The sequence below is a fragment of the Blautia sp. MB18-30 genome (assembly GCF_023669475.1).
GTDB lineage: Bacteria > Bacillota > Clostridia > Lachnospirales > Lachnospiraceae > Blautia_A > Blautia_A fusiformis.
Genome location: NZ_JAMOYY010000003.1, coordinates 64,256 through 83,328 on the forward strand (window position 1 = coordinate 64,256; position 19,073 = coordinate 83,328).

Below are 19,073 nucleotides of genomic sequence, written 5' to 3' on the forward strand. Positions count from 1 at the left end.
TATGCCCCCTTTTAAAAATCCTTTGAGTAAATTATGCTATCGTTAGTGTCAATCCTCGGTATAAAAACCATCCAATACATATGTTGTGACTGGTGTTATATACAATTCATATTTAATAACCAGTCTGATTAAATCATTTCCGTCAATCAGTGTTATCGGCGTACCTTCTCTCGCAGCCTCTCTTGCCTTATTGGTAAATCGGCTATTAGTAATAAATACTCCATAATCGGCTTGATATTTGTTCATCGCCCCAAGAAATTGATTGATATCCGGCTCACTCACTGGATTTGAATTAAATCTTTTACACTGAATAACCACTCTGGTTGTTCTAAAATCATCGGCATCTACGTGATATCCATAACCATCAATGCCACCATCATTTGACACCTGAACGCCTTTGTTGGTAAACTCCACTCCCATCTTTGTAAGAAGTGCTCGTGAAAATTGTTCAAACTTTGCTGGAGACATATTAGCGATTGCACTCTGAAGTTTTACCTTGAAATCATCTAACAATTCGTCATCTGTGGATTCATTCTCCTCGTCTTCAACCTCCAGTGTTTCTACTGGCTTGTTTTTCGATTTGTTCTTAGTCGAATGTTCCTCCCAATAGCTTCGAGCCTTATCCCTTACTTCTGTCTTAACATCAAAATCTGTTAAATCTACATTTGCTCCATCTTGAGTAAGTGTAATCTTTGGATTGAATTTCACATAAGATATGAGTCCGACATAACTAAGCTCTTTAATAGCAAAATTAAACTTAAAATCAAATTTTTTGTACTGATTTCCTGTTTTATTAGATGTATATAGTTTCTGTTCAAATTCAGCAATATGCTCATCTAACTCACTAATTCTGTCTCTAATTTCAGAACGCTCTAACTGTCCACCTGCTTCCTGAAGGACTTGAAGGATTGGTTTAATAAGGTATGATACTTGTTCTTCTGTATTTAAATCGTCATAAAACATATTTACATTTACACCTCTCATTTACTGTGCATACTTCTTGAAATTCTCTGCCTGCTCAAGAACTTCCTTGTAAACATCATCAATGGTTACTGGCGGATAGCCGAACTCATCAAGCAGCAATATCAAATCCACTTGCAAGTTTGCCTTAATATCATCACGGGCAGACCAATCGGTATAGCGTGACTTATCATCAACAATCAACTTTATCCTCTTGGATAGTTCAATCATTTTATCGTCCGGATATTCAAACTCAAACTTCTTGGAAACTGCTTTCAAAATATCATAGAAAGCTTTTTCTTCATAATCTATACCCATATTCTTGAAGGAGTTCTTTTCTGTTTTCAGTTCAGACAACAACTGTGCAAGCTGCTCCGCAACATCATCAAGGACTTCGTTGGCATACGCTTCATCACGACGACGGTTATTATACTCATCAACAACTTTCTTGAGTCTGTCTGCAAATTCCACACCCATAATCTTATTGACTTTCTTAAACTCGTCAATCGCCTGAGAAAGAAGTCTTTGAAGTATCTTGATTTTCGTATTCGGCAACTGAATAGCATTTATCTTATCCATATACTCATCGCTGAAAATGTCCACCGATATATGCTTTCCGGTTTCAAATAATTCCTCAATGCCATCAGACTGAATTGCACCCTCAAGCATTTTGCGGACACGAGCGTTCATCTGCTCAATATCCGGTGCGTCGCCCTTTGTCAACTTAAACAGAATAGAACGGACTGCACAATAAAAATGGATATAATCCTTATCTTCATCAGAGAATTTCTCACTTGAACTACAAAGGTTAAATGCCTGTTTCATTCTCTTGACTGCTGCCATAAATCTTCTTTCCAGTTCTTCAGACAACTGCACATACTCAACCGCACGGTTCAGGCAGGCAAGCTGTTCGGTAGGCGAACCGTTAAAGAAATCACTGCTGTTAAAGTTATGGAACATTTGACCAAGAACTTCTAACTGGTCTTTTACAATCGTGATAGACTGCTCAACACCTTCAAATTCTTCGCTCTCAAAATTCGTATATTTCTTGAGGGCGGTATTCATATTTTTCTTAATACCTATATAATCAACAATCAAGCCTTTATCCTTGCCCTCGCATACACGATTTACACGGGAAATCGTCTGAATAAGGGTATGCTGCTGAATAGGCTTATCAATATAAATCGTATCAAGTTCCGGCACATCAAAACCAGTCAGCCACATATCTACAACAATGGCAATCTTAAAGTTTGATTTCGGGTTCTTGAACTGACGGTCAAATTCTTTCCTATCCTCTTTTGTGCCAAGCATATCAAAGAGGTCTTTTTCATCATCTTTATTACGAGTCATAACCAACTTGATTTTTTCCATTGGCTTCAACTCTTTTTTATCTTTTTCGCTCAGAACAACACCGTCATCACAAATTTTCTTTTCTGTCCATTCCGGTCTGAGTTCCTTTACTATCTTATAGAAATCGTATGCTATGTTTCGGTTGGAACATACAAACATTGCTTTGCCTGCTACGGTTGCACCTTCTGCCACACGGGTTTCATAATGTTTGATAAAGTCCTCCGCAACAGCACGAAGTCTGTCAGGGTCGCCAATAATAACTTCCATTTTGGCAACTGCTTTCTGACTTTCTTCTACTTGATGTTCATTTGCTCCCTCAAGTTCACACTGAGCATAGTATTCTTCAATCTGTCTTACCTTGTCCTGATTGAGCATAACCTTAGCTGCACGACCATCGTAAACAAGATTAACTGTAATACCGTCCTTAACAGCTTCCGTCATTGTATATGCGTCTACAACACCACCAAAAACTTCGATTGTTCCATCAACCGGAGTTCCGGTAAATCCTACATAAGTTGCATTTGGCAAAGAATCGTGCAGATACTTGGCAAATCCATAGGTTTTCTGAACACCGGACTCTGTAATCTTAACCTTTTGGTCGAGATTGATTTGGCTTCTGTGTGCTTCATCAGAAATACAAATAACATTTGTTCTGTCCGTAAGAAGTTGCAAATCCTCTGTAAATTTCTGAATGGTAGTCAGATAAACACCGCCACTTTCTCGTCCCTGCAGCTCCTCACGAAGTTTCTCACGGGACTCAATGCTTACAACGGTTTCATCTCCGATATATTTCTTTGAACCGACAAACTGCTTGGAAAGCTGGTCGTCAAGGTCTGTTCTGTCTGTAATAATGAGAATAGTCGGGGAAGAAAAGTATTTGCTTTTCATCAACATACGGGTAAGGAACAGCATTGTATAACTCTTGCCACACCCTGTCGCTCCGAAGTATGTACCACCTTTACCATCTCCTTCAGGGCGAAGATGAGCCTTGATATTCTCATACAATTTATTTGCCGCAAAGAACTGTGGATAGCGGCACACTATCTTCAAATCTTTATCTGTGTTATCCGGAAAATAAATAAAATCTTTGATAACTTCAAGCAAACGGTCTTTTCGGAAAAGTCCCTTTATCATTGTTACAAGAGAATTGATACCGTCCAGTTCTTTATCGTCTGAATTTATCTTCCTCCACGCATAGAAGAAATCATACGGGCTGAAGAAAGAACCGTATTTATTATTTGCTCCGTCACTGATAACAACAAACGCATTATATTTGAAAATCTCCGGAATATCTCTACGGTAACGGATTGTAAGCTGCTTATATGCGTCCATTATGGTTGTATTTTCTTGTACCGCACTCTTAAATTCAAGAACAACGACAGGAATACCATTTACAAACACAATGCCATCAGGAATACGCAACTGATTATTTACGCCTTCAATTTCAAACTGATTAACCGCTTTGAAAATATTGTTTTCGGGAGTGTCGAAATCAATAAGTTCAATATAAAGGTCTTTCTGCGTTCTATCCTCACGGTTAAGAATAAAGCCATCGCAGAGCAACTTAAATACAGCCTTATTTGCTTCATAAATCGTACCGGAAATATTACGCAGCATTAGAATGACACTATCCACCTCACTCGGTGTGATACCGTCTTTCGCATAGCGATTATAGAGGTATTGCTTCAGGTCGTCCGTAAGCAGAACCTCTGTCCTTTCTCTGTGTATCTGGTCGCCACTGACATAGGTGTATCCCTCGTCTTTGAACAACTCCATTATTGACATTTCCAATGCGTGTTCATTAAAATTTGCCATTGCGTTCACTCCTTTTATACGCTCTGTGTTTTATAAAATATCAGCAAAATATCTGTTCTTCTTTTTGGTAAATACAACTTGTGACGGGAATAAATTCTCTCCCATATTTGCCATTCCAACAGCCATCAATGCCCAATCGCTCAATTCTTCCGGCAAACGATAACAAATTGGATTGCCATCATTTGAAATCGTAATCAACGGAATACCTGATTTATCCATTCCGACAGATAAAACCATTTCCATTTGACTGCCTTCAGCAATTTGAAGAATAGGTTGCTTCGTAATATCAAAATAAACTTTCGCTCCACGACGGTTTAGAAAATACTCCTCATCACCTTTATCAATAAGGTCTATCGGTAATTTACTTCGCCTGCGGTTAAAATAATCAGATAACTGCTGACAAACATATCCATTAAAATATTCGCCCTGCATTTCAAGTTCTTCATTGACAAGCTGTTCTGCATTTTCAAAATGAGCCATATAACCAAGTAGTCCTATAAAACATACCAAATCATCGGAATAAATTCCTGCATACGACTTATACCAAGCATTATCCCATTTGCAAATTATCTTATATAATTTTTTGTATAGGTTCAGTTGAGCTTCATTAAGCTGAAACCATTTTGTGCTTAACAGTTTCTTCTCCGTTCCCTCTGCAATGGAATGATAGTGCAATTCATCACACAAGGCTTTTAACAGCTTTGAAATGATACCCGCCATCATATCCGCCATACGCAAGCCACAACTATCTTTTGAATTTTCCTCTGTTACATTAGACAGCCCCATTTCACACGCAGCCTGTATTGTTCTACTGGCTTCGTTCTGCTCTCCCTCTTTATCTAAAATTAAAGCATAATTCTTAATCTGTTCTTCCCGTAAGTATTTCGCAAAACCACTAAATGGCATACGATAATCCCATTGCAGTTCCGGAATAGCCGAAATGTCGTCCAAAATATACAGTATATTTTCAAAGGCTTCATTCTCCTGTTCTTTCAGACTCATATTTGAACGGTTACATTCAATTCGTTCTCTAAAAAATCTTTTCAATTCCTCTACAAATTCTTCCGGATTATCATAAATACTTTTGATAACATTCTGCGGACGATATGCAACAAGAGCCTTTGTAATAGAATACTTAACTGCATCTGCATCTATAATGAAGTTGTTCTGATAACCTATAAAAAGTTGCAAAACCAAATATTCTATCTTACTTGCAACAGAAAAATACAACTTGGTACTTTCATCAAAAATGGATAAGAAGTCCATTATAAACTGTGTGTTGGTTTTATCAAGCGAAGCAAATCCACATTCAAACTTCTTTTGCTTCAAGGTTGTGCTTTTTAATTCTCCGTTTCTATCTTTACGGTCAGCATATTTATTTTCAAATTCCTCATATTTTTTGAAAACTTCTTTTTCCTTTTCTTTCGACCAACCAACTACAACCGTAACAAAATTATCGTAATAATTTGGAGCAGTTACGGTATTATAGTTGATTTTTCTACTGTGTTCTGACTCATCGTAATAAAATTTATATGTATCCATAACTGTTCCATCTCCTTTCGGTTAAATGATAATTTAACGGCTTAGATTGCTAATTGTGATAAAAGCATTCTCTGTAATACTAAAAGATGGTCAATCTCCTTTGCGTTTTGAGAAATTAGTTGGGAAATAGCGTATCCCTTCTCTCCAAACTTCTCTAAAGTCGATGTATCAGGAACGACAATCTGAAAGTTATTAAGTAAGTCTTTTCCGACGTTAGGGAATGTAGAGCCAGTAGCAGCAGAAAGGATTTCCTGCAAGCTATTATCAATGATTGCCTTAATGAACCAGTTCAAATTAGTATCGGATATATGACGAATTGCGGCTAATCCTCTGCCAATTACATAGCGTTGGTTTGCCCAATTCATTCTTCCGGTTGTTGAACCACGAACGCAGAATAAAATATCTCCATTGTCACAGTATTTTTTCCCGTTTGTTGTCCATTGAGCAGGGGTAGGCGAATAAAAACCAAACTCGGTTGGTCCATTTAATAATGGTTCTCCTATTCCATCGTTGTTACAGTCATCTCCTTCAGGTGACTGCCCCATTACCACGGTAGCTATTTTGGAAAAAGGAGCTATCTGCCAGCCGGATGGTAGTTCAGAACCTTTATCAAAAGAAAAGTATTCCTTATACAGAGTTCCCAAAGTGGCTTCTAAATTATCATTTATCTTCTGTTTCAAAGCTATTCTATCGGTTATTGTCTTATAGGCTTTCACAATTTTTCTCTGCTTTTCAATATCTGGCACTGGAAGCTCTACCTTACACATTTCCTCCCAATCCATTACTTCACGTACACTGCCGTGCGATTTAAAACGAGCATATCTATCAAATTCAGGGCGGCTAAACCACAACATTAAATATTCCGGTAAAAGTTTCTCTGTATCTATTACCTCAAATACTGTATAAACATTACTTACAAGCCCTTCTTCATAATCCTCAAGCAATGCAATAGCGATTTTATCTCCTCTACGAGAGGTATCTGGTATATATGTGAATTGTCCCTTTTTAACTACCTTGTATTTTGTAAAATCTGTCCCAACAGTGTTTGCAATAGACTGAATAAACTGCTTTTGTACAGAAACACCTAAGAGATTTTCTTTTTTTCCTTCCTTGTTGCGAATATCTACCTGTCGTATATACTCCCCAAGAAATCTGTATCCTTCTTTCATTCTTACCACCTTAACCAATGTATTTTCTATGAGCAATTTTCACATTACTCTGCTTAACCATTGCATATTGCAATGTCGTATCTATTCTTCTATGCCCTAAAAGCTGCTGAAGCTGCTCTATTGGCATTCCTTTGTCTATTGCCATTGTCGCAAGCGTTCGCCTGAATTTATGAGGGTGTACCTTATTTAGTCCCAATCGTTTTCCAAGCTGTCGTAATCTCACTTCAATACCTCCGATATTCATTCGATTATACGGAGATTGTAATGATACAAAAAGTGCCGGATTATCGTCCTTTCGGCTGTTTAAGTAATTCTGCAAGTGTATTTTTGTTCTTGCATCAAAATATACTATTCGTTCCTTATCGCCTTTGCCGAAAACAACGCATTCTCTTTCGTTAAAGTCTATATCCTCACGATTTAGTAACACCATTTCCCCAACACGCATACCCGTTGAAGCAAGCATATCAATCATTGCCAAGTCCCTGAGTTCCGTGCAATTATCCCTCATCAATTCAAGGGCTTCATCTGAGTAAGTTTCTTTAATGTTCGTTCCGGTCTTAACCTTATGTATTCGCCTGACCGGACTTTTCAAAATATAATCCTCGTCCTCAAGCCAAGAGAAAAAACTGGAAAGTATTCGTCTTATATTATCTATCGTAACTTTACTTGATTTTTTCTTAGCTTGATACTCTGTCAAATAACAACGAATATCATCAGTTACAATGTATTTGATACCTTTTCCTATGCTATCAAGCATTGATTGTATCGTTGCATTATAGTATTTCAAGGTTTTTTCAGAACAGCCCTCAATACGCTTTGCCGATAGGAAAGACTCTACTAAATTCTGTTCTGAAAGTTCCTTATCCTTTTCTGTCTTTGTTACCTCATAATCAAAAAGTGTATGCTGCAACACCTCTTGCAATCTTTCTGTCTGTGCGTTATTCAGATAAGGTAACATTCCTTGAATAACATCAGTGATTAGGTTCTGTTTCATAGTCAATTCTCCTTTTCTTTTTTAAGAGAACGACTACCAGTGGCAGTCCCTTGTTTTAACTCCCGCCACTGATGGGAGTTCTATTGTAAATGATAATTTAGAAGCGACCGCTCAAGCATATTTTGACAGCCTGTTTTTTGATGAGTCAGAACCTAATTGCACTTTGGCTGATATTGCCCTTGTCAATCCTGTTCGACCTCTTGCTAAAGGTGTCGAAGCTCGTTATTTTGAAATGGCAACGCTTCCAACAAATGGCTGTATTCCAACAGGCGATTTTATTAAGCCTTATAATGGTGGAGTTCGTTTTATTAACGGCGATACACTTATTGCACGAATTACTCCTTGTCTTGAAAATGGTAAAGCTGCATACATAAATATTCTTGAAGATAATGAGGTTGCATTTGGTTCAACTGAATATATCGTTTTTGCATCTAAGGGCAATATGCCATCAAGCTTCTATTATTTTCTAATCAGAAATGCAAAATTTGTCACTTTCGCATTGCAATTTATGAATGGCTCAAGTGGACGCCAACGAGTTTCAGGAGAGGAATTAGCTTCATTTCCACTTTGCCGCCCATCTTGTGAAAATCTTGAAGCATTTGATAAGGTAGCCTCACTTGTTCTTGAGCAAATGAAAGATAACACCTATGAAATTCAGAAGCTGAAGCAACTACAAGAGGTCATAGCAGCAACCATTTCAAGCTGCTAAATTATCATTTATCTTCTGCTTTAAAGCAATTCTCTCCGTAATTGCCTTATAACTGTTCACTATTTCAAGCTGGTTTTCAATAGGCGGAATAGGCAATTCTAGTCTGCATATATCATCCCAAGTAATCCCACCACGAACGCTCCCGTCAGTATGTAACCAACAAATTCGGTCAAACTCCGGTCTGCGAAACCACATCATCAGATAATCTTCTTTCAAAATGCTGTTATCTATTACCTCAAACATAAAATATGCCGGAGAAACAATAGCAGGTTTTTCTTCATCATACAATGCAACCGGAAGTCGTTCATCACGACCAACATGCATTGGATTACACGCAAACTTTCCTTTTGTTATCAGTTTATATTTACTCAAATCCGTACCAATGACATTTGCAACCGACGGCATAAAGAACTTGTCTATGTTAATTCCCAAAACTCTGTCTGTTATGCTTTCTCTGTTCCGAGTATCAATCAGTCGGATATGGTTTCCTAAAATATCATAATTCGATTTCATATCCCAACTCCTTAAATACAGCAAGCAAATCTGATTTGGATTTTTCCTCTTGAACAAGAAGTTCTTTGAGTTCTCCCTGCAATGACTTCATTTTTGTATCAAAGTCGATGTTCTCATCACGGTTGACAAACTCAATATATCTGCTTGGTACAAGAGTAAATCCTTTTTCTTTTACTTCTTCAAAAGAAGCAGAATAGCAAAACTCCGGCACATTCTCATAAGTTTCCTCATAGCCTTCCTGCTGCCAGTTATGATATACACTTGTAACTTTGGCTCTATCTTCCTCTGTCAATTCAATGTACTTCTTCTCATAAGGACTGCCCATCTGTCGTAAATCCATAAAGAGTATTTCATCTTCTCGGTCACGATAGCGTTTGAGCTTTCCGTTCTGCTCCACAACACGAGCCTTTTTATTCTTATTGAGTACCCAAAGGGTAACGCTGATGTCAGTGGTGTAGAAAAGGTTTCTTGGAAGAATAATAATCGCTTCTACCAAGTGATTTTCTATAAGCTGCTGCCTGATTTTCAGCTCTGTACCATCATCAGATAATGCACCATTGGCAAGCAGGAAACCTGCCACACCGTTTCGTGAAAGTTTAGAAACAATATTCAGTATCCAACCATAGTTTGCGTTGCTTGTTGGTGGAACTTCATATCCATTCCAACGAGGGTCGTCTACAAGCTCATTCTCGGCTCTCCACTGCTTCTGATTGAAAGGTGGGTTTGCCATAATGAAATCTGCTTTAAGGTCTTTGTGTTGGTCGTTGGTAAATGTATTGGCTGCCATCTCTCCAAGATTTGCAGAAATACCACGGATAGCTAAGTTCATTTTTGCCAGTTTGAAAGTGGTATTTGTGTATTCCTGACCGTAAATAGACACTTTCTTTTTATTACCGCTATGTGCTTCTACGAACTTGATGGACTGCACAAACATGCCGCCCGAACCGCAACAAGGGTCATAAAGTATTCCATCGTAAGGCTCAAGCATTTCGGCAATCAGATTTACAATACACTTTGGTGTGTAGAACTCTCCTTTACCTTTTCCTTCTGCAAGAGCAAACTTACTAAGGAAATACTCATATACACGACCTATAATGTCGTTCTCTTTATCATCTGTATTGATACGATTGATTTCATCAAGCAAAGAAGCCAACTTTGCCGTATCAATATGTAAGCGGGAGTAATAGTTATCCGGCAAAGCACCTTTCAGTGCCGGGTTGTTCTTTTCAATCGTATAAAGTGCTGTATCTATCTTCAGGGCAATATCGTCCTGCTTTGCATTTTCAATAATGTACTTCCAACGGCTTTCTTCAGGAAGATAGAATACATTTTCCTGAGTATAAAACGGTTTCATATCCGCATACTTTTCGCCGTGTGTAGCAATAATCTTATTACGGCATTCCTCAAACTTGTCACTGGCAAATTTAAGGAAGAATAAACTCAGAACAACGTGCTTATACTCCGCAGGCTCAACAGAACCTCTCAGTTTATCAGCACTTTTCCAAAGTGCTTCTTCCATTGATATTTCTTTCTTTGGTTTAGCAGCCCTTGCCATCTATAATTACCTCCGTGTTTTAATCTTCATCTAAAATAACTTCGCATATATCTCCGATGTCGCAGTGAAACACCTGACATATCCTCATCAGTACTTCAAGAGATACCGGCTCATTCTTATTTATCTTCGTTGCAGCGTATGATGTAATTTCGGCTGCACGCATTAAATCCTGTCTTTTCATTTGATTGTCAATCATAAGTTTTTGAAGTTTGTTATAGCATATCTTCATCAGTAACACCTCTTCATCTTATAATTCTTCTTCGTTACAGTTAGTCATTTAACATTATATATTAAATTTTCAGGCATTTCAAGATTTCAGGCAGAAATGTAACCTTTCAGACACTAAGGTGTCACTTTTTGCAAACACCTAATGCAACTCTTCTAAAGAATAATAAAAATGAGATGCCGAAGCACCTCAATTATACATTCTATTATTAACATTCAATGCAATCATTGCTATGACCTTTTCTATCGGCGGCTCTTTTCCGTCCGGTGCAACTGCTTTCCAAAAAGCTATTGCTTCCGGTTCAGCACTTTTCATTGCTTCCCGAATGGCAAACTGCATTTCCTCTTTTACTGCTTTTTCGGTTGTTCCATTTTCTTTTGCTATTTGTCTGAAAATGTCGTTCACTTCTACTTCCTCCTATGTCTATTAGTATGTGTCTATCACTGACAGTTGTTGTTATAGCATATTCTCTCTGTCGAAGTCCCGAAAAATTTGTCGATAGCAGAAATTTTTTATACTGAAAAAAAGAAAGCTCGTCGATTAGGACGAACTTCTGTGTTTTATGGAAGTATTTGCTTTGACTGCTTCACAAGTGTATCTATGACTTCATAAATTCTGTTTCTATCTTCAGGAACAAGTTTTTCAAGCTTCTCATTCAGCATTGAGTTCTTGACTGTATATCCCGTTTCCAGAACATCTGTAAGAACCATATCCGATGATACACCTAAAGCATTTACTATCTTTATGAAAGTTTCGAGTGACGGAATTTTCTCTCCACGCTCAACCATACCAATATAATTTGTTGTCAAATCTGTTTTCTCAGCCAAATCTTCTTGGCGTAATTTCCTTGCAAGTCGGAACTTTCTTATATTCTTGCCGATTGTATCGAGCTTCATCACATCACCTCCCTTAGTGTGTTTCAATAACTAATAGTATAGGTTAAGTCGATTTCAAATCACACGCACCCAAAGGAAGTCAAACCAACTATTAGTGATGATTCCCAACTATTTTTATGTTATACTATAAAAGTAGTAATTCACGATTGTTAATGGCGAAAGACAAATCACAACCCAAGAGCCAAGTTAAACAATCTCCATAGAATAAACTTAGGGGTAAAAGGAATGGACGAACAAAAGATAATATTCAGTAATCGGTTTGAAAAAGAGAAATTTGAGGATTACAAAACAGATTTGGGAACTGACAGCTCAGTCACTCCCGACTTTACGGAAGCTGATGATTTTTTTAAATTTATACAGAAGAACCGCAGAAGTGTTCCAAGTAAAGAGCGAATTGCTGACAAGGATAAATTTATCAAAACCGTTTACGAACTATCCAATAGCTTTGAAATTGACGCTGACCTGATAGAATTTGCCGAGGGATATATCGCCAACATCTATGTAGATTATGCCTGCTACACTGGATATATCAAGAAGCTGTTAGCAATTCTTTTTATCCTTGCCGATGATATTTCCTTTTTAGACGGCAGCAAAGAAAATGCCGATATGCTTTTCAGCTTCACTTATCACACACACCATATTTTCCTGAATAACAGAGAAACAACTGATTTCTCATAATGTACCCGATGGCTACTCAACTGAGCAGCCATCTTTTCAATTTTCCAGACACCGTCTGGAATTTTTAATATGCCGGAATACCGTATCCATAGATATTACTGCTTCCGACTGCGTACTGTCTTTGCTTGCAGGCATCGCCTGAGTTACCCTCTACAGTATAAACAGTGCCATTCTCACACTTCTCTACGATACCAACGTGGTCTGTTGTACCGTCGCCTTCCCAATCAAAGAAGATAATATCTCCTACCTTTGGTTCATAAGTGCGGTCTTGCCATTTTCCATTTGACTTAAACCAGTTTGCACCATCCACGCAACCTGCAAATTTCGGAACAAGTCCGCTTTCAATATACCCGCATTGGTCAGCACACCAAGATACGAAGCAGGCACACCATTCCACTCGACTGTTAAAGCCGTACCAACTCCAGTAAGGTTGTCCGCCCTGATTGCCTAGCTGTGTCAAGGCAACCTCAACAATCGCCTGATTACCTCCGGCAGTAAAGGCTCGCCCATACGGATAGTATCTCAGAACGTGAGCCGGATATTGGGTATCTCCATAACTGTCCCAACCAAGCCTTTGTGCCTGCTGAGTGGAAAACTCCACTGCATTGGCATAAGAATAACCGCCATACTTTGTTTTTGCCCAAGAAATATACCCATTACCGAAGTTGTAGCCTTGCAAGGCAAGTTTGATATGCTCCATATCTATCGGACTTTCCACTTCTGCCGAAGTAAGAGCCGCTTTCAATTCCTGAACTCCACACTGGATAGAATATTCAGGGTCTTTAATTCCATTAGGTTCGTGCGGATACCTTGTATTGAAACTTCCCTCTGCTGCCTGCATAGGGTCAAGTCCTCTGCCACCGCTTTCCTGCATCATAACCGCCTTGATAAGTTCCACATACTCAGGAATGCCGTACTCTTTGGCATACTTCTGTATGATGGGTTCATAGGCTTCTACCTCTGCACTTACCGGAGTATAGGAATTACTGTCACTTCCTCCTCCAAACATTGCTACGGCAGCACCAAACAGCACGACAATCATAATAATCAGAACCGCTATCCAACCGCCTGCGGCGATTGCTGCTACAAGTGCTTTTGTCCCTGCAATAATCGCTTTGACTGTCGCAACAGTAGCTTTCGCTGTGGCTTTAACGGTATCTGCTGTGGCTTTCGCCGCTTTCTTTGCCGTCTGAGCCGCTTTCTGTGTTGCTTTGGCTGTTGTTTTTGCTGTTTTCTGTGCTATAATGGCAGCTTCTTTGGTGGTCTTAATAGAAGTCTTTGCCGTTTGTTCTGCGGTCTTGACCGACCTTTGAACAGTATTGGTTGCACCTTTCGATACGGTCTTGACTGTCGTATTTCCTGCCGACCTTGCAGACTGTTTAATTGTTTTCTCCGTACGCTCCAGAGTTCGGATGCTCTGTTTTCCGACAGGATTGACCGATTGTTTCTGAAGCTGTTTCTCTGCACGCTTGGTCTTGAAATTCTCAATTCCCGTTTTGGCTTTCTGATAATTCTGCCTTGTTTCACGCACACCCCATCTGCCGACTTTATCCGCACGGTATGCAGTTTCGTGAACAGCCCTATCCGTTGCCGCTTCGATTTTATCGGAAGCATATTCCTCTGCGGAATTTTCCGAAGCATTGGTGGAATGTTCTGCCTTATCTTTCGTCATCACATAGGCTTTCTTCATTCGCTCCGTGGCAACTGCTGCCTTATTTATGGTCTTGATTGTACCTTTGCTTGTATCTCTTGTTTTTATATCAGCCATCGGTTTCCTCCTTTCTCGAAAAATAATAGAGAGTGGGGTTTAATCCACTCTCTTAGCGACAACAACAAGCCTGCCATTGTTTCTTGAATATTCACAAGTAGAGAGAGAAATAAGCTTGTCGCCATACTCTGCCGATACTCCGGTATCATACAAAGAAAGTTCCTTGCACTTAGCAACATACGCATCAAACTCTGCCGCATTTTCTGCGTCCGTAAACTCATAATACTTAAAGCTATCGGAGCTGTCTGTATAAACGACCGTCTTAAAGACTGCAATCACTTCATACTGGTGTCTGTCCGTCAGTGTATCAAAGGTAATCGTCTTATGACCTTCCCAAAAGCTCTTGTTTCTGTACTTCATCAGTCCCGTAAACATCGAGCCGTCATTCATATGGTGTCCGTATATAATGATGTTGTCTGAAGGTTTCTGCACATCACAATTTTCCTGCACATATGGACAGCCATAAGCGGAATAGGTCTTATCAAACTTGTGCTTCAGGTAGAAGTTCGGCTCATTTACAGACTGCACGACCGGATAGTTGATATTGGTATCCTCAACCTTTATCCAACCCACCATATCCTCATTCTGCCGATAAAGTTCAAAATATTCCGCAAGATAGTCCTTATCTTCCGAAAACGTCACGCCCTCATTTTCCTTTGGCGGCTCGTCCTCCACAATCTCCGCAAGGTTATCATAGACTTCATTCTGCTTGGCAGAGTCAATGTGATTACGGATAATAAAGAAGGTGCTTACAGACAACACTACCGTAAACACCATTGCAATAATAATATAGATTTTTCTGCTCATTTTCTCTTACCTTTCCATATCGTTTCTCTTAGGTGGAGTCAAATCTCTGCAATACTCCGGATACCTCAACTTGATACCCTCCATAAAATACGGAGCATATCCGCAACAGAACAGTTCCTCCGGTGTATAGAGATTTTCCCTGCCTTCTTCCGTAAATCCATTCCAAAGATTAAAGGCAAGGTGGCAAACCTTGACTGTGCCACTTGTCTGCCAACCGCCGTGCATACCTTCTGGTATGATGCAATCCCTCTTAAAATCAAACATCTTTCCGATGTTCATTCTTGTTTCTTCTGAAATACCCATCACATAGAAAAATGCTCTGTGATAGCAGTCGTTGACTTTGCACTTATCCAGATTTTCCAATACAAAATCTCTGTGTGCAGCATTGCGAAATTGAATCTTAGACATTGTAAATCCCTCCTTATGCTTCGCCCGGTTTGGTTGTCATCAGTTTATAAAGTTTCGTGTTCTTAGGGAATTTGTTTGCAAACGGTACAAGCGAACTTCCCACCTTGATAAGTCCGTGTCCTGCTTCCACATTCGTGATATAGGACATCTGGAGGTCAGAAATATTCAGAAGTTTTGCAAGCTCAAGCCTGTCTGTGGAAGCCTGATTCAGCATAATGATGAACTCTGAGTTTGCAAGCATGGTTCTCGCTGTGTGGCTCTGCAAAAGGTCATCGACATTCTGAGTGATTCCACTTGCGTATGCACCGTATTTTCTCACACGCTTCCACAAGGTAAAGAGGAAGTTTGCAGAGTATTCGTGCTGGAACAGAAGATAAATCTCATCAATGAAGATAAAGGTGTTCTTACCCTTTGCACGGTTCTGTGTGATACGGTTCAGGATAGAGTCAAGGACAACAAGCATACCAATCGGCATAAGCTGTTTACCCAAATCAAGAATGTCATAGCAGATAAGGCGATTATTGGTATCCACATTCGTCTGCTTTGCAAAGGTATTCAGAGAACCGTGTGTGAAAAGTTCAATGGCAAGTGCCAGTTCCTTTGCTTCCGGTTCGTCCTGCTGCAAAAGTTCTGCCCTGAAATCCTGCAAGGTCGGTATATGTCCCTGATAGTCATTCTGCTGATAACTGCGATACACGCTTGCCGTGCAACGGTCAATGATAGACTTCTGCTTCGCTCCGAGATTTGTTCCTCCGATAAGCTGTTCACAAAGGGACATAATAAACTCGGATTTCAAAATGACAGGGTTTGCACCGTCGCCGTAATCCTTATTCATATCCATTGCATTGATGTGATTGTCGGAAGTAGCAGAAATATTGATTACCTCTCCGCCCATTGCATTGACAAGCTGTGAATACTCTCGCTCAGGGTCGATGATGATAATATCTGCGTCTGAAGAAAGCACCTGATTGATGATTTCTCCCTTTGCCGCAAATGACTTACCGCCACCAGATACACCGAGAATAAAGGAGTTACCATTCAAAAGCTGCTTACGGTCTGCGATAATCATATTTTTGCTGATAACATTCTGACCGTAATAGATACCGTTCTCGTGGAAAATATCCTGCACCCTGAATGGGATAAATACCGAAAGGCTCTCTGTTGTAAGTGTTCTGAACGCATCAATCTTTCTTGTTCCAAACGGCATTACCGTATTGAGTCCATCTACCTGCTGAAATCTCAGTGTTGCAAACTGGCAAAGATGTTTTCTTGCTGTGGTAAGCAACGCTTCCGTATCATTCTCAAGCTGTTCCTTACTGTCTGCCGTAATAACCATTGTGATAACAGCGAACATCATTCTCTGGTCACGGGTCGTAAGGTCATCGAGGAACTCTTTCATTTCTTTCTTCTGCTGCTCCATATCATACGGAACAGTTGCAGAGAAGTTGTTATTGGCATTCTGCCTACGCTGCCAGTTTGTGATATTGGTTTCCACACCAAGCAGACGGTTCTCTGCTTCCTTTACTGCTTCATCAGTTGGAACGGGAACAATATCAATGGACATCATCAGATTTCTGTTCATATCCGTAAGTTCCGCTACCATACTGTCTTTGATATAGGACGCATATTCACGAAGAAAAAGGACTCTTCCATAACGGTTTCCCATCTTGAAATAGTCCTTTTCAAATTCCATTGTGTCGGGGCAGATATAATCCTTAAAATCGTGTCCCTTTTTTCTTGTTTCCTTAATATCAAAGTGGAAAGAGCTTTCTTCTCCCACACGATAGAAGTCGTGGAAAATACGAAGTCTTTCGTCTGTTTCCAGTTCCACACACTTACTTCCAAGCCTGCCGAAGTGAGCAATCAAATCTGCACCGACACGGGCAAAATAAGTTCTTGCGTCCTCCACACTCTTTTTGTTGATGGAAATGGTAATATACTTATCCTGAACAATGGAGTTTGCACCCGTTGCCTTATCAAGAAGCATTTTATTGTATTCCTCTCGATATTCGTCCAGATTATCTCCGGTTGTCGGAATAAGAATTGTCTGCTCAAAATCCAGTCTGTTGAGCCGACGATTATTGATTGTGATTTTTGTCGTTGCACCACTGTCAAGAGAGTTCAGAAGTTCGGAATATTCAAGGAACATCGCTTCCTTATCCTCACGGCTCGCCACTGCATAGTTAATATCCGTAAAGCGGTAGGTCTTTGAATATTTATCCTTTCCCACTTTGAAAATGCCATCATCAAAGATAGCTGCCACGGGAATCACGTCCTGCACCCCTTTCGGTACAACAAATTTTTCTTTATCCTGCTTAAACAAATTTGTAAGAGTCTTAATCATTTGACTTCAATACCTCCTTCTGCTTCTGTTCAATGCTTGGCTTCATCAGTTCGTAATAAACATTGGTGGAGTGAAATACCAGCTTCTTCGGCATTAAAAACTCCGATTTTATCCACGCATAGATTGCTTTCTCTGCGGTCATACCGTTGTACTTCACAAAGCCAAGTGCCGCAAACGGAGCAGCACCCAAAATGCACACCCACGATACGGTTTCCGTGCCAACATACGGTCTGAGCAAGAAATACAGTCCTACCGCAACGCCACAAGCGAGAACAGAAAAAATGAACTGTCTGAGCGACAGCCCAAAAAACATTGACTCTGTATAATTTCTGATTTCTCGGTTAATTTTTACTTCCATATCTGTTTCCTTTCCTGCGGTTTCGGTCTTTCTCCCTCACGCATTTATCATTCAGGCAAAAGACTTTGCCTTTTCGTTTACCGCCATAGTAAACGCATTTCTTACAATCTCTTTGGTTCATCTCAAAATCTCTCCTTAAAGTCCCATCATCTCTCGGATAATACGGTCAGACATTTTTACTGCACCGACAAGAACAAGCATATTAAATACCAATTCCCCGATATATGCCCACACCTGCGTAACTGCTGCTGCGTCAGGATTCACTACTGGCGGCGATGATGCAAATACAGAGAAAATAATACAAGCAAGTACAATAACTGCTCCCTCAAGCAGAACGGCACAATAGCTCTTGATAAAACTCTTGCCGACATTCTGTGTCGGTTCTCCTGCAAATGTGGAAAGCGGTATCGGTGCAAGTGCTGTGTACATATACAACTTGAAAAATCTTCCGTACACCGTCATTATCAGAATAAACGACAGCACCGTGATAAATAATCCTCCGATAAGCGTTACCGCCCACAAGGGAATACTCTCGAAAAATCCGCAATCCTCTATGGTCGTTACCATTTCTGCGGGCAAAGTCGTCTGTTCCGGAGTTCCAAATCCGGCAGCATTCATAATGGTTGAAATCGTACCCTGCACGATATTAAACAATGCAAGCATAAGTTCCATTCCGTATGTGATAACACCTTTCGCCAACGCAAAACGGACAAAGAGTTTCAAAGCGTGTTCCGGCTTTTTCACATCTGTAAAACTTCCGCAGGTCTTTACCATACCTATCACGAAAAACAACACAAGTAAGGCAAGCCCGATAGCCTGAACTGCACCGTTGATGTCAACGATAACCTTCCAGATATTCCCGCCCTTAAAGTTCTGCGGTGTAGTTGTGATGAGCGTCCATATTTCCGACAGTTTTTCATTCCAAGTTTCAAGGGCATTTTCAAGATTTTGAACTACCCAGTTATCACTCATTCAAAGCAC

Annotated in this window: 18 protein-coding genes; 2 read left to right on the forward strand and 16 right to left on the reverse strand. The window is 39.8% G+C overall.

Translation table 11 applies throughout. From position 1 onward, the window contains the following. Nucleotides 1-48: 48 nt before the first annotated feature. The 5 genes from NCY57_RS02085 to xerA are packed head-to-tail and all read right to left on the reverse strand — an operon-like array spanning nt 49 to nt 7,830. The gene (locus NCY57_RS02085) at nt 49-984 is read right to left on the reverse strand and encodes an Mrr restriction system protein (RefSeq protein ID WP_015530035.1); all 936 of its coding nucleotides are present in this window, start codon (nt 982-984) and stop codon (nt 49-51) included. Next, entirely contained in the window at nt 985-4,125 is a 3,141-nt protein-coding gene (locus tag NCY57_RS02090) for a type I restriction endonuclease subunit R (RefSeq protein WP_250789434.1), read from the reverse strand. Between the two features lie 30 nt (nt 4,126-4,155). After that, nucleotides 4,156-5,667, reverse strand: coding sequence for a DUF3800 domain-containing protein (locus NCY57_RS02095; protein WP_117819737.1), 1,512 nt, complete (start codon nt 5,665-5,667; stop codon nt 4,156-4,158). Between the two features lie 41 nt (nt 5,668-5,708). Further along, entirely contained in the window at nt 5,709-6,836 is a 1,128-nt protein-coding gene (locus NCY57_RS02100) for a restriction endonuclease subunit S (protein ID WP_250789435.1), read from the reverse strand. 10 nt (nt 6,837-6,846) lie between these two features. Beyond that, nucleotides 6,847-7,830, reverse strand: a complete 984-nt coding sequence (gene xerA / locus NCY57_RS02105; RefSeq protein ID WP_117819739.1) for a site-specific tyrosine recombinase/integron integrase — start codon at nt 7,828-7,830, stop codon at nt 6,847-6,849. 163 nt (nt 7,831-7,993) lie between these two features. Between xerA and NCY57_RS02110 the strand changes: the two genes are divergently transcribed. Next, nucleotides 7,994-8,539, forward strand: coding sequence for a restriction endonuclease subunit S (locus NCY57_RS02110; RefSeq protein WP_195993844.1), 546 nt, complete (start codon nt 7,994-7,996; stop codon nt 8,537-8,539). On the opposite strand, the gene NCY57_RS02115 is transcribed toward NCY57_RS02110, so the two are convergent. The 5 genes from NCY57_RS02115 to NCY57_RS02135 all read right to left on the reverse strand — a co-directional run bounded on the left by NCY57_RS02115 (nt 8,528) and on the right by NCY57_RS02135 (nt 11,729). Further along, nucleotides 8,528-9,052 carry a restriction endonuclease subunit S gene (locus NCY57_RS02115; RefSeq protein WP_250789436.1) on the reverse strand — a complete coding sequence of 175 codons (525 nt, stop codon included), beginning with the start codon at nt 9,050-9,052 and terminating at the stop codon, nt 8,528-8,530. The genes NCY57_RS02110 and NCY57_RS02115 overlap by 12 nt on opposite strands. Continuing rightward, the gene (locus NCY57_RS02120) at nt 9,036-10,607 is read right to left on the reverse strand and encodes a type I restriction-modification system subunit M (RefSeq protein ID WP_015530029.1); all 1,572 of its coding nucleotides are present in this window, start codon (nt 10,605-10,607) and stop codon (nt 9,036-9,038) included. The genes NCY57_RS02115 and NCY57_RS02120 overlap by 17 nt, the downstream gene beginning before the upstream one ends. 19 nt (nt 10,608-10,626) lie before the next feature. Further along, on the reverse strand, nt 10,627-10,836 hold the full coding sequence (locus NCY57_RS02125) for a helix-turn-helix domain-containing protein (RefSeq protein ID WP_002587820.1): 210 nt from the start codon (nt 10,834-10,836) through the stop codon (nt 10,627-10,629). 186 nt (nt 10,837-11,022) lie between these two features. Beyond that, nucleotides 11,023-11,238, reverse strand: coding sequence for a hypothetical protein (locus tag NCY57_RS02130; protein WP_002594687.1), 216 nt, complete (start codon nt 11,236-11,238; stop codon nt 11,023-11,025). Nucleotides 11,239-11,393: 155 nt separating this feature from the next. Beyond that, entirely contained in the window at nt 11,394-11,729 is a 336-nt protein-coding gene (locus NCY57_RS02135; RefSeq protein WP_055215124.1) for a helix-turn-helix domain-containing protein, read from the reverse strand. A 225-nt stretch (nt 11,730-11,954) separates the two neighbouring features. On the opposite strand from NCY57_RS02135, the gene NCY57_RS02140 reads away from it, so the two are divergent. Next, the gene (locus NCY57_RS02140) at nt 11,955-12,407 is read left to right on the forward strand and encodes a hypothetical protein (protein ID WP_015530028.1); all 453 of its coding nucleotides are present in this window, start codon (nt 11,955-11,957) and stop codon (nt 12,405-12,407) included. Between the two features lie 64 nt (nt 12,408-12,471). On the opposite strand, the gene NCY57_RS02145 is transcribed toward NCY57_RS02140, so the two are convergent. The 6 genes from NCY57_RS02145 to NCY57_RS02170 form a co-directional block, all read right to left on the reverse strand. Further along, the gene (locus NCY57_RS02145; RefSeq protein WP_023920522.1) at nt 12,472-14,175 is read right to left on the reverse strand and encodes a lysozyme family protein; all 1,704 of its coding nucleotides are present in this window, start codon (nt 14,173-14,175) and stop codon (nt 12,472-12,474) included. A 39-nt stretch (nt 14,176-14,214) separates the two neighbouring features. Next, nucleotides 14,215-14,982: a class B sortase gene (gene srtB, locus NCY57_RS02150; RefSeq protein ID WP_117825230.1), complete on the reverse strand. Its 768-nt coding sequence runs from the start codon at nt 14,980-14,982 to the stop codon at nt 14,215-14,217. Nucleotides 14,983-14,988: 6 nt separating this feature from the next. Then, nucleotides 14,989-15,390 (reverse strand): DUF6075 family protein, encoded by a 402-nt coding sequence (locus tag NCY57_RS02155; RefSeq protein WP_002594682.1) that lies wholly within the window; start codon nt 15,388-15,390, stop codon nt 14,989-14,991. Nucleotides 15,391-15,403: 13 nt separating this feature from the next. Next, the gene (locus tag NCY57_RS02160) at nt 15,404-17,734 is read right to left on the reverse strand and encodes a VirB4-like conjugal transfer ATPase, CD1110 family (protein WP_055062744.1); all 2,331 of its coding nucleotides are present in this window, start codon (nt 17,732-17,734) and stop codon (nt 15,404-15,406) included. Continuing rightward, the gene (locus tag NCY57_RS02165; RefSeq protein ID WP_023920514.1) at nt 17,727-18,092 is read right to left on the reverse strand and encodes a PrgI family protein; all 366 of its coding nucleotides are present in this window, start codon (nt 18,090-18,092) and stop codon (nt 17,727-17,729) included. Before NCY57_RS02165 ends, NCY57_RS02160 begins: the two co-directional genes overlap by 8 nt. 135 nt (nt 18,093-18,227) lie before the next feature. Further along, complete coding sequence (locus NCY57_RS02170; RefSeq protein ID WP_002594677.1) at nt 18,228-19,064, reverse strand: hypothetical protein; 837 nt, start codon at nt 19,062-19,064, stop codon at nt 18,228-18,230. Nucleotides 19,065-19,073 lie beyond the last annotated feature (9 nt).

What these genes read in the sequence shown, in the direction of transcription:
- NCY57_RS02135 (WP_055215124.1), bottom strand. Translation starts at nt 11,729, where the DNA reads ATGAAGCTCGATACAATCGGCAAGAATATAAGAAAGTTCCGACTTGCA.
- NCY57_RS02120 (WP_015530029.1), bottom strand. Translation starts at nt 10,607, where the DNA reads ATGGCAAGGGCTGCTAAACCAAAGAAAGAAATATCAATGGAAGAAGCA.
- NCY57_RS02095 (WP_117819737.1), bottom strand. Translation starts at nt 5,667, where the DNA reads ATGGATACATATAAATTTTATTACGATGAGTCAGAACACAGTAGAAAA.
- NCY57_RS02090 (WP_250789434.1), bottom strand. Translation starts at nt 4,125, where the DNA reads ATGGCAAATTTTAATGAACACGCATTGGAAATGTCAATAATGGAGTTG.
- NCY57_RS02100 (WP_250789435.1), bottom strand. Translation starts at nt 6,836, where the DNA reads ATGAAAGAAGGATACAGATTTCTTGGGGAGTATATACGACAGGTAGAT.
- srtB (WP_117825230.1), bottom strand. Translation starts at nt 14,982, where the DNA reads ATGAGCAGAAAAATCTATATTATTATTGCAATGGTGTTTACGGTAGTG.
- NCY57_RS02115 (WP_250789436.1), bottom strand. Translation starts at nt 9,052, where the DNA reads ATGAAATCGAATTATGATATTTTAGGAAACCATATCCGACTGATTGAT.
- NCY57_RS02170 (WP_002594677.1), bottom strand. Translation starts at nt 19,064, where the DNA reads ATGAGTGATAACTGGGTAGTTCAAAATCTTGAAAATGCCCTTGAAACT.
- xerA (WP_117819739.1), bottom strand. Translation starts at nt 7,830, where the DNA reads ATGAAACAGAACCTAATCACTGATGTTATTCAAGGAATGTTACCTTAT.
- NCY57_RS02140 (WP_015530028.1), top strand. Translation starts at nt 11,955, where the DNA reads ATGGACGAACAAAAGATAATATTCAGTAATCGGTTTGAAAAAGAGAAA.
- NCY57_RS02155 (WP_002594682.1), bottom strand. Translation starts at nt 15,390, where the DNA reads ATGTCTAAGATTCAATTTCGCAATGCTGCACACAGAGATTTTGTATTG.
- NCY57_RS02145 (WP_023920522.1), bottom strand. Translation starts at nt 14,175, where the DNA reads ATGGCTGATATAAAAACAAGAGATACAAGCAAAGGTACAATCAAGACC.
- NCY57_RS02125 (WP_002587820.1), bottom strand. Translation starts at nt 10,836, where the DNA reads ATGAAGATATGCTATAACAAACTTCAAAAACTTATGATTGACAATCAA.
- NCY57_RS02085 (WP_015530035.1), bottom strand. Translation starts at nt 984, where the DNA reads ATGAGAGGTGTAAATGTAAATATGTTTTATGACGATTTAAATACAGAA.
- NCY57_RS02160 (WP_055062744.1), bottom strand. Translation starts at nt 17,734, where the DNA reads ATGATTAAGACTCTTACAAATTTGTTTAAGCAGGATAAAGAAAAATTT.
- NCY57_RS02165 (WP_023920514.1), bottom strand. Translation starts at nt 18,092, where the DNA reads ATGGAAGTAAAAATTAACCGAGAAATCAGAAATTATACAGAGTCAATG.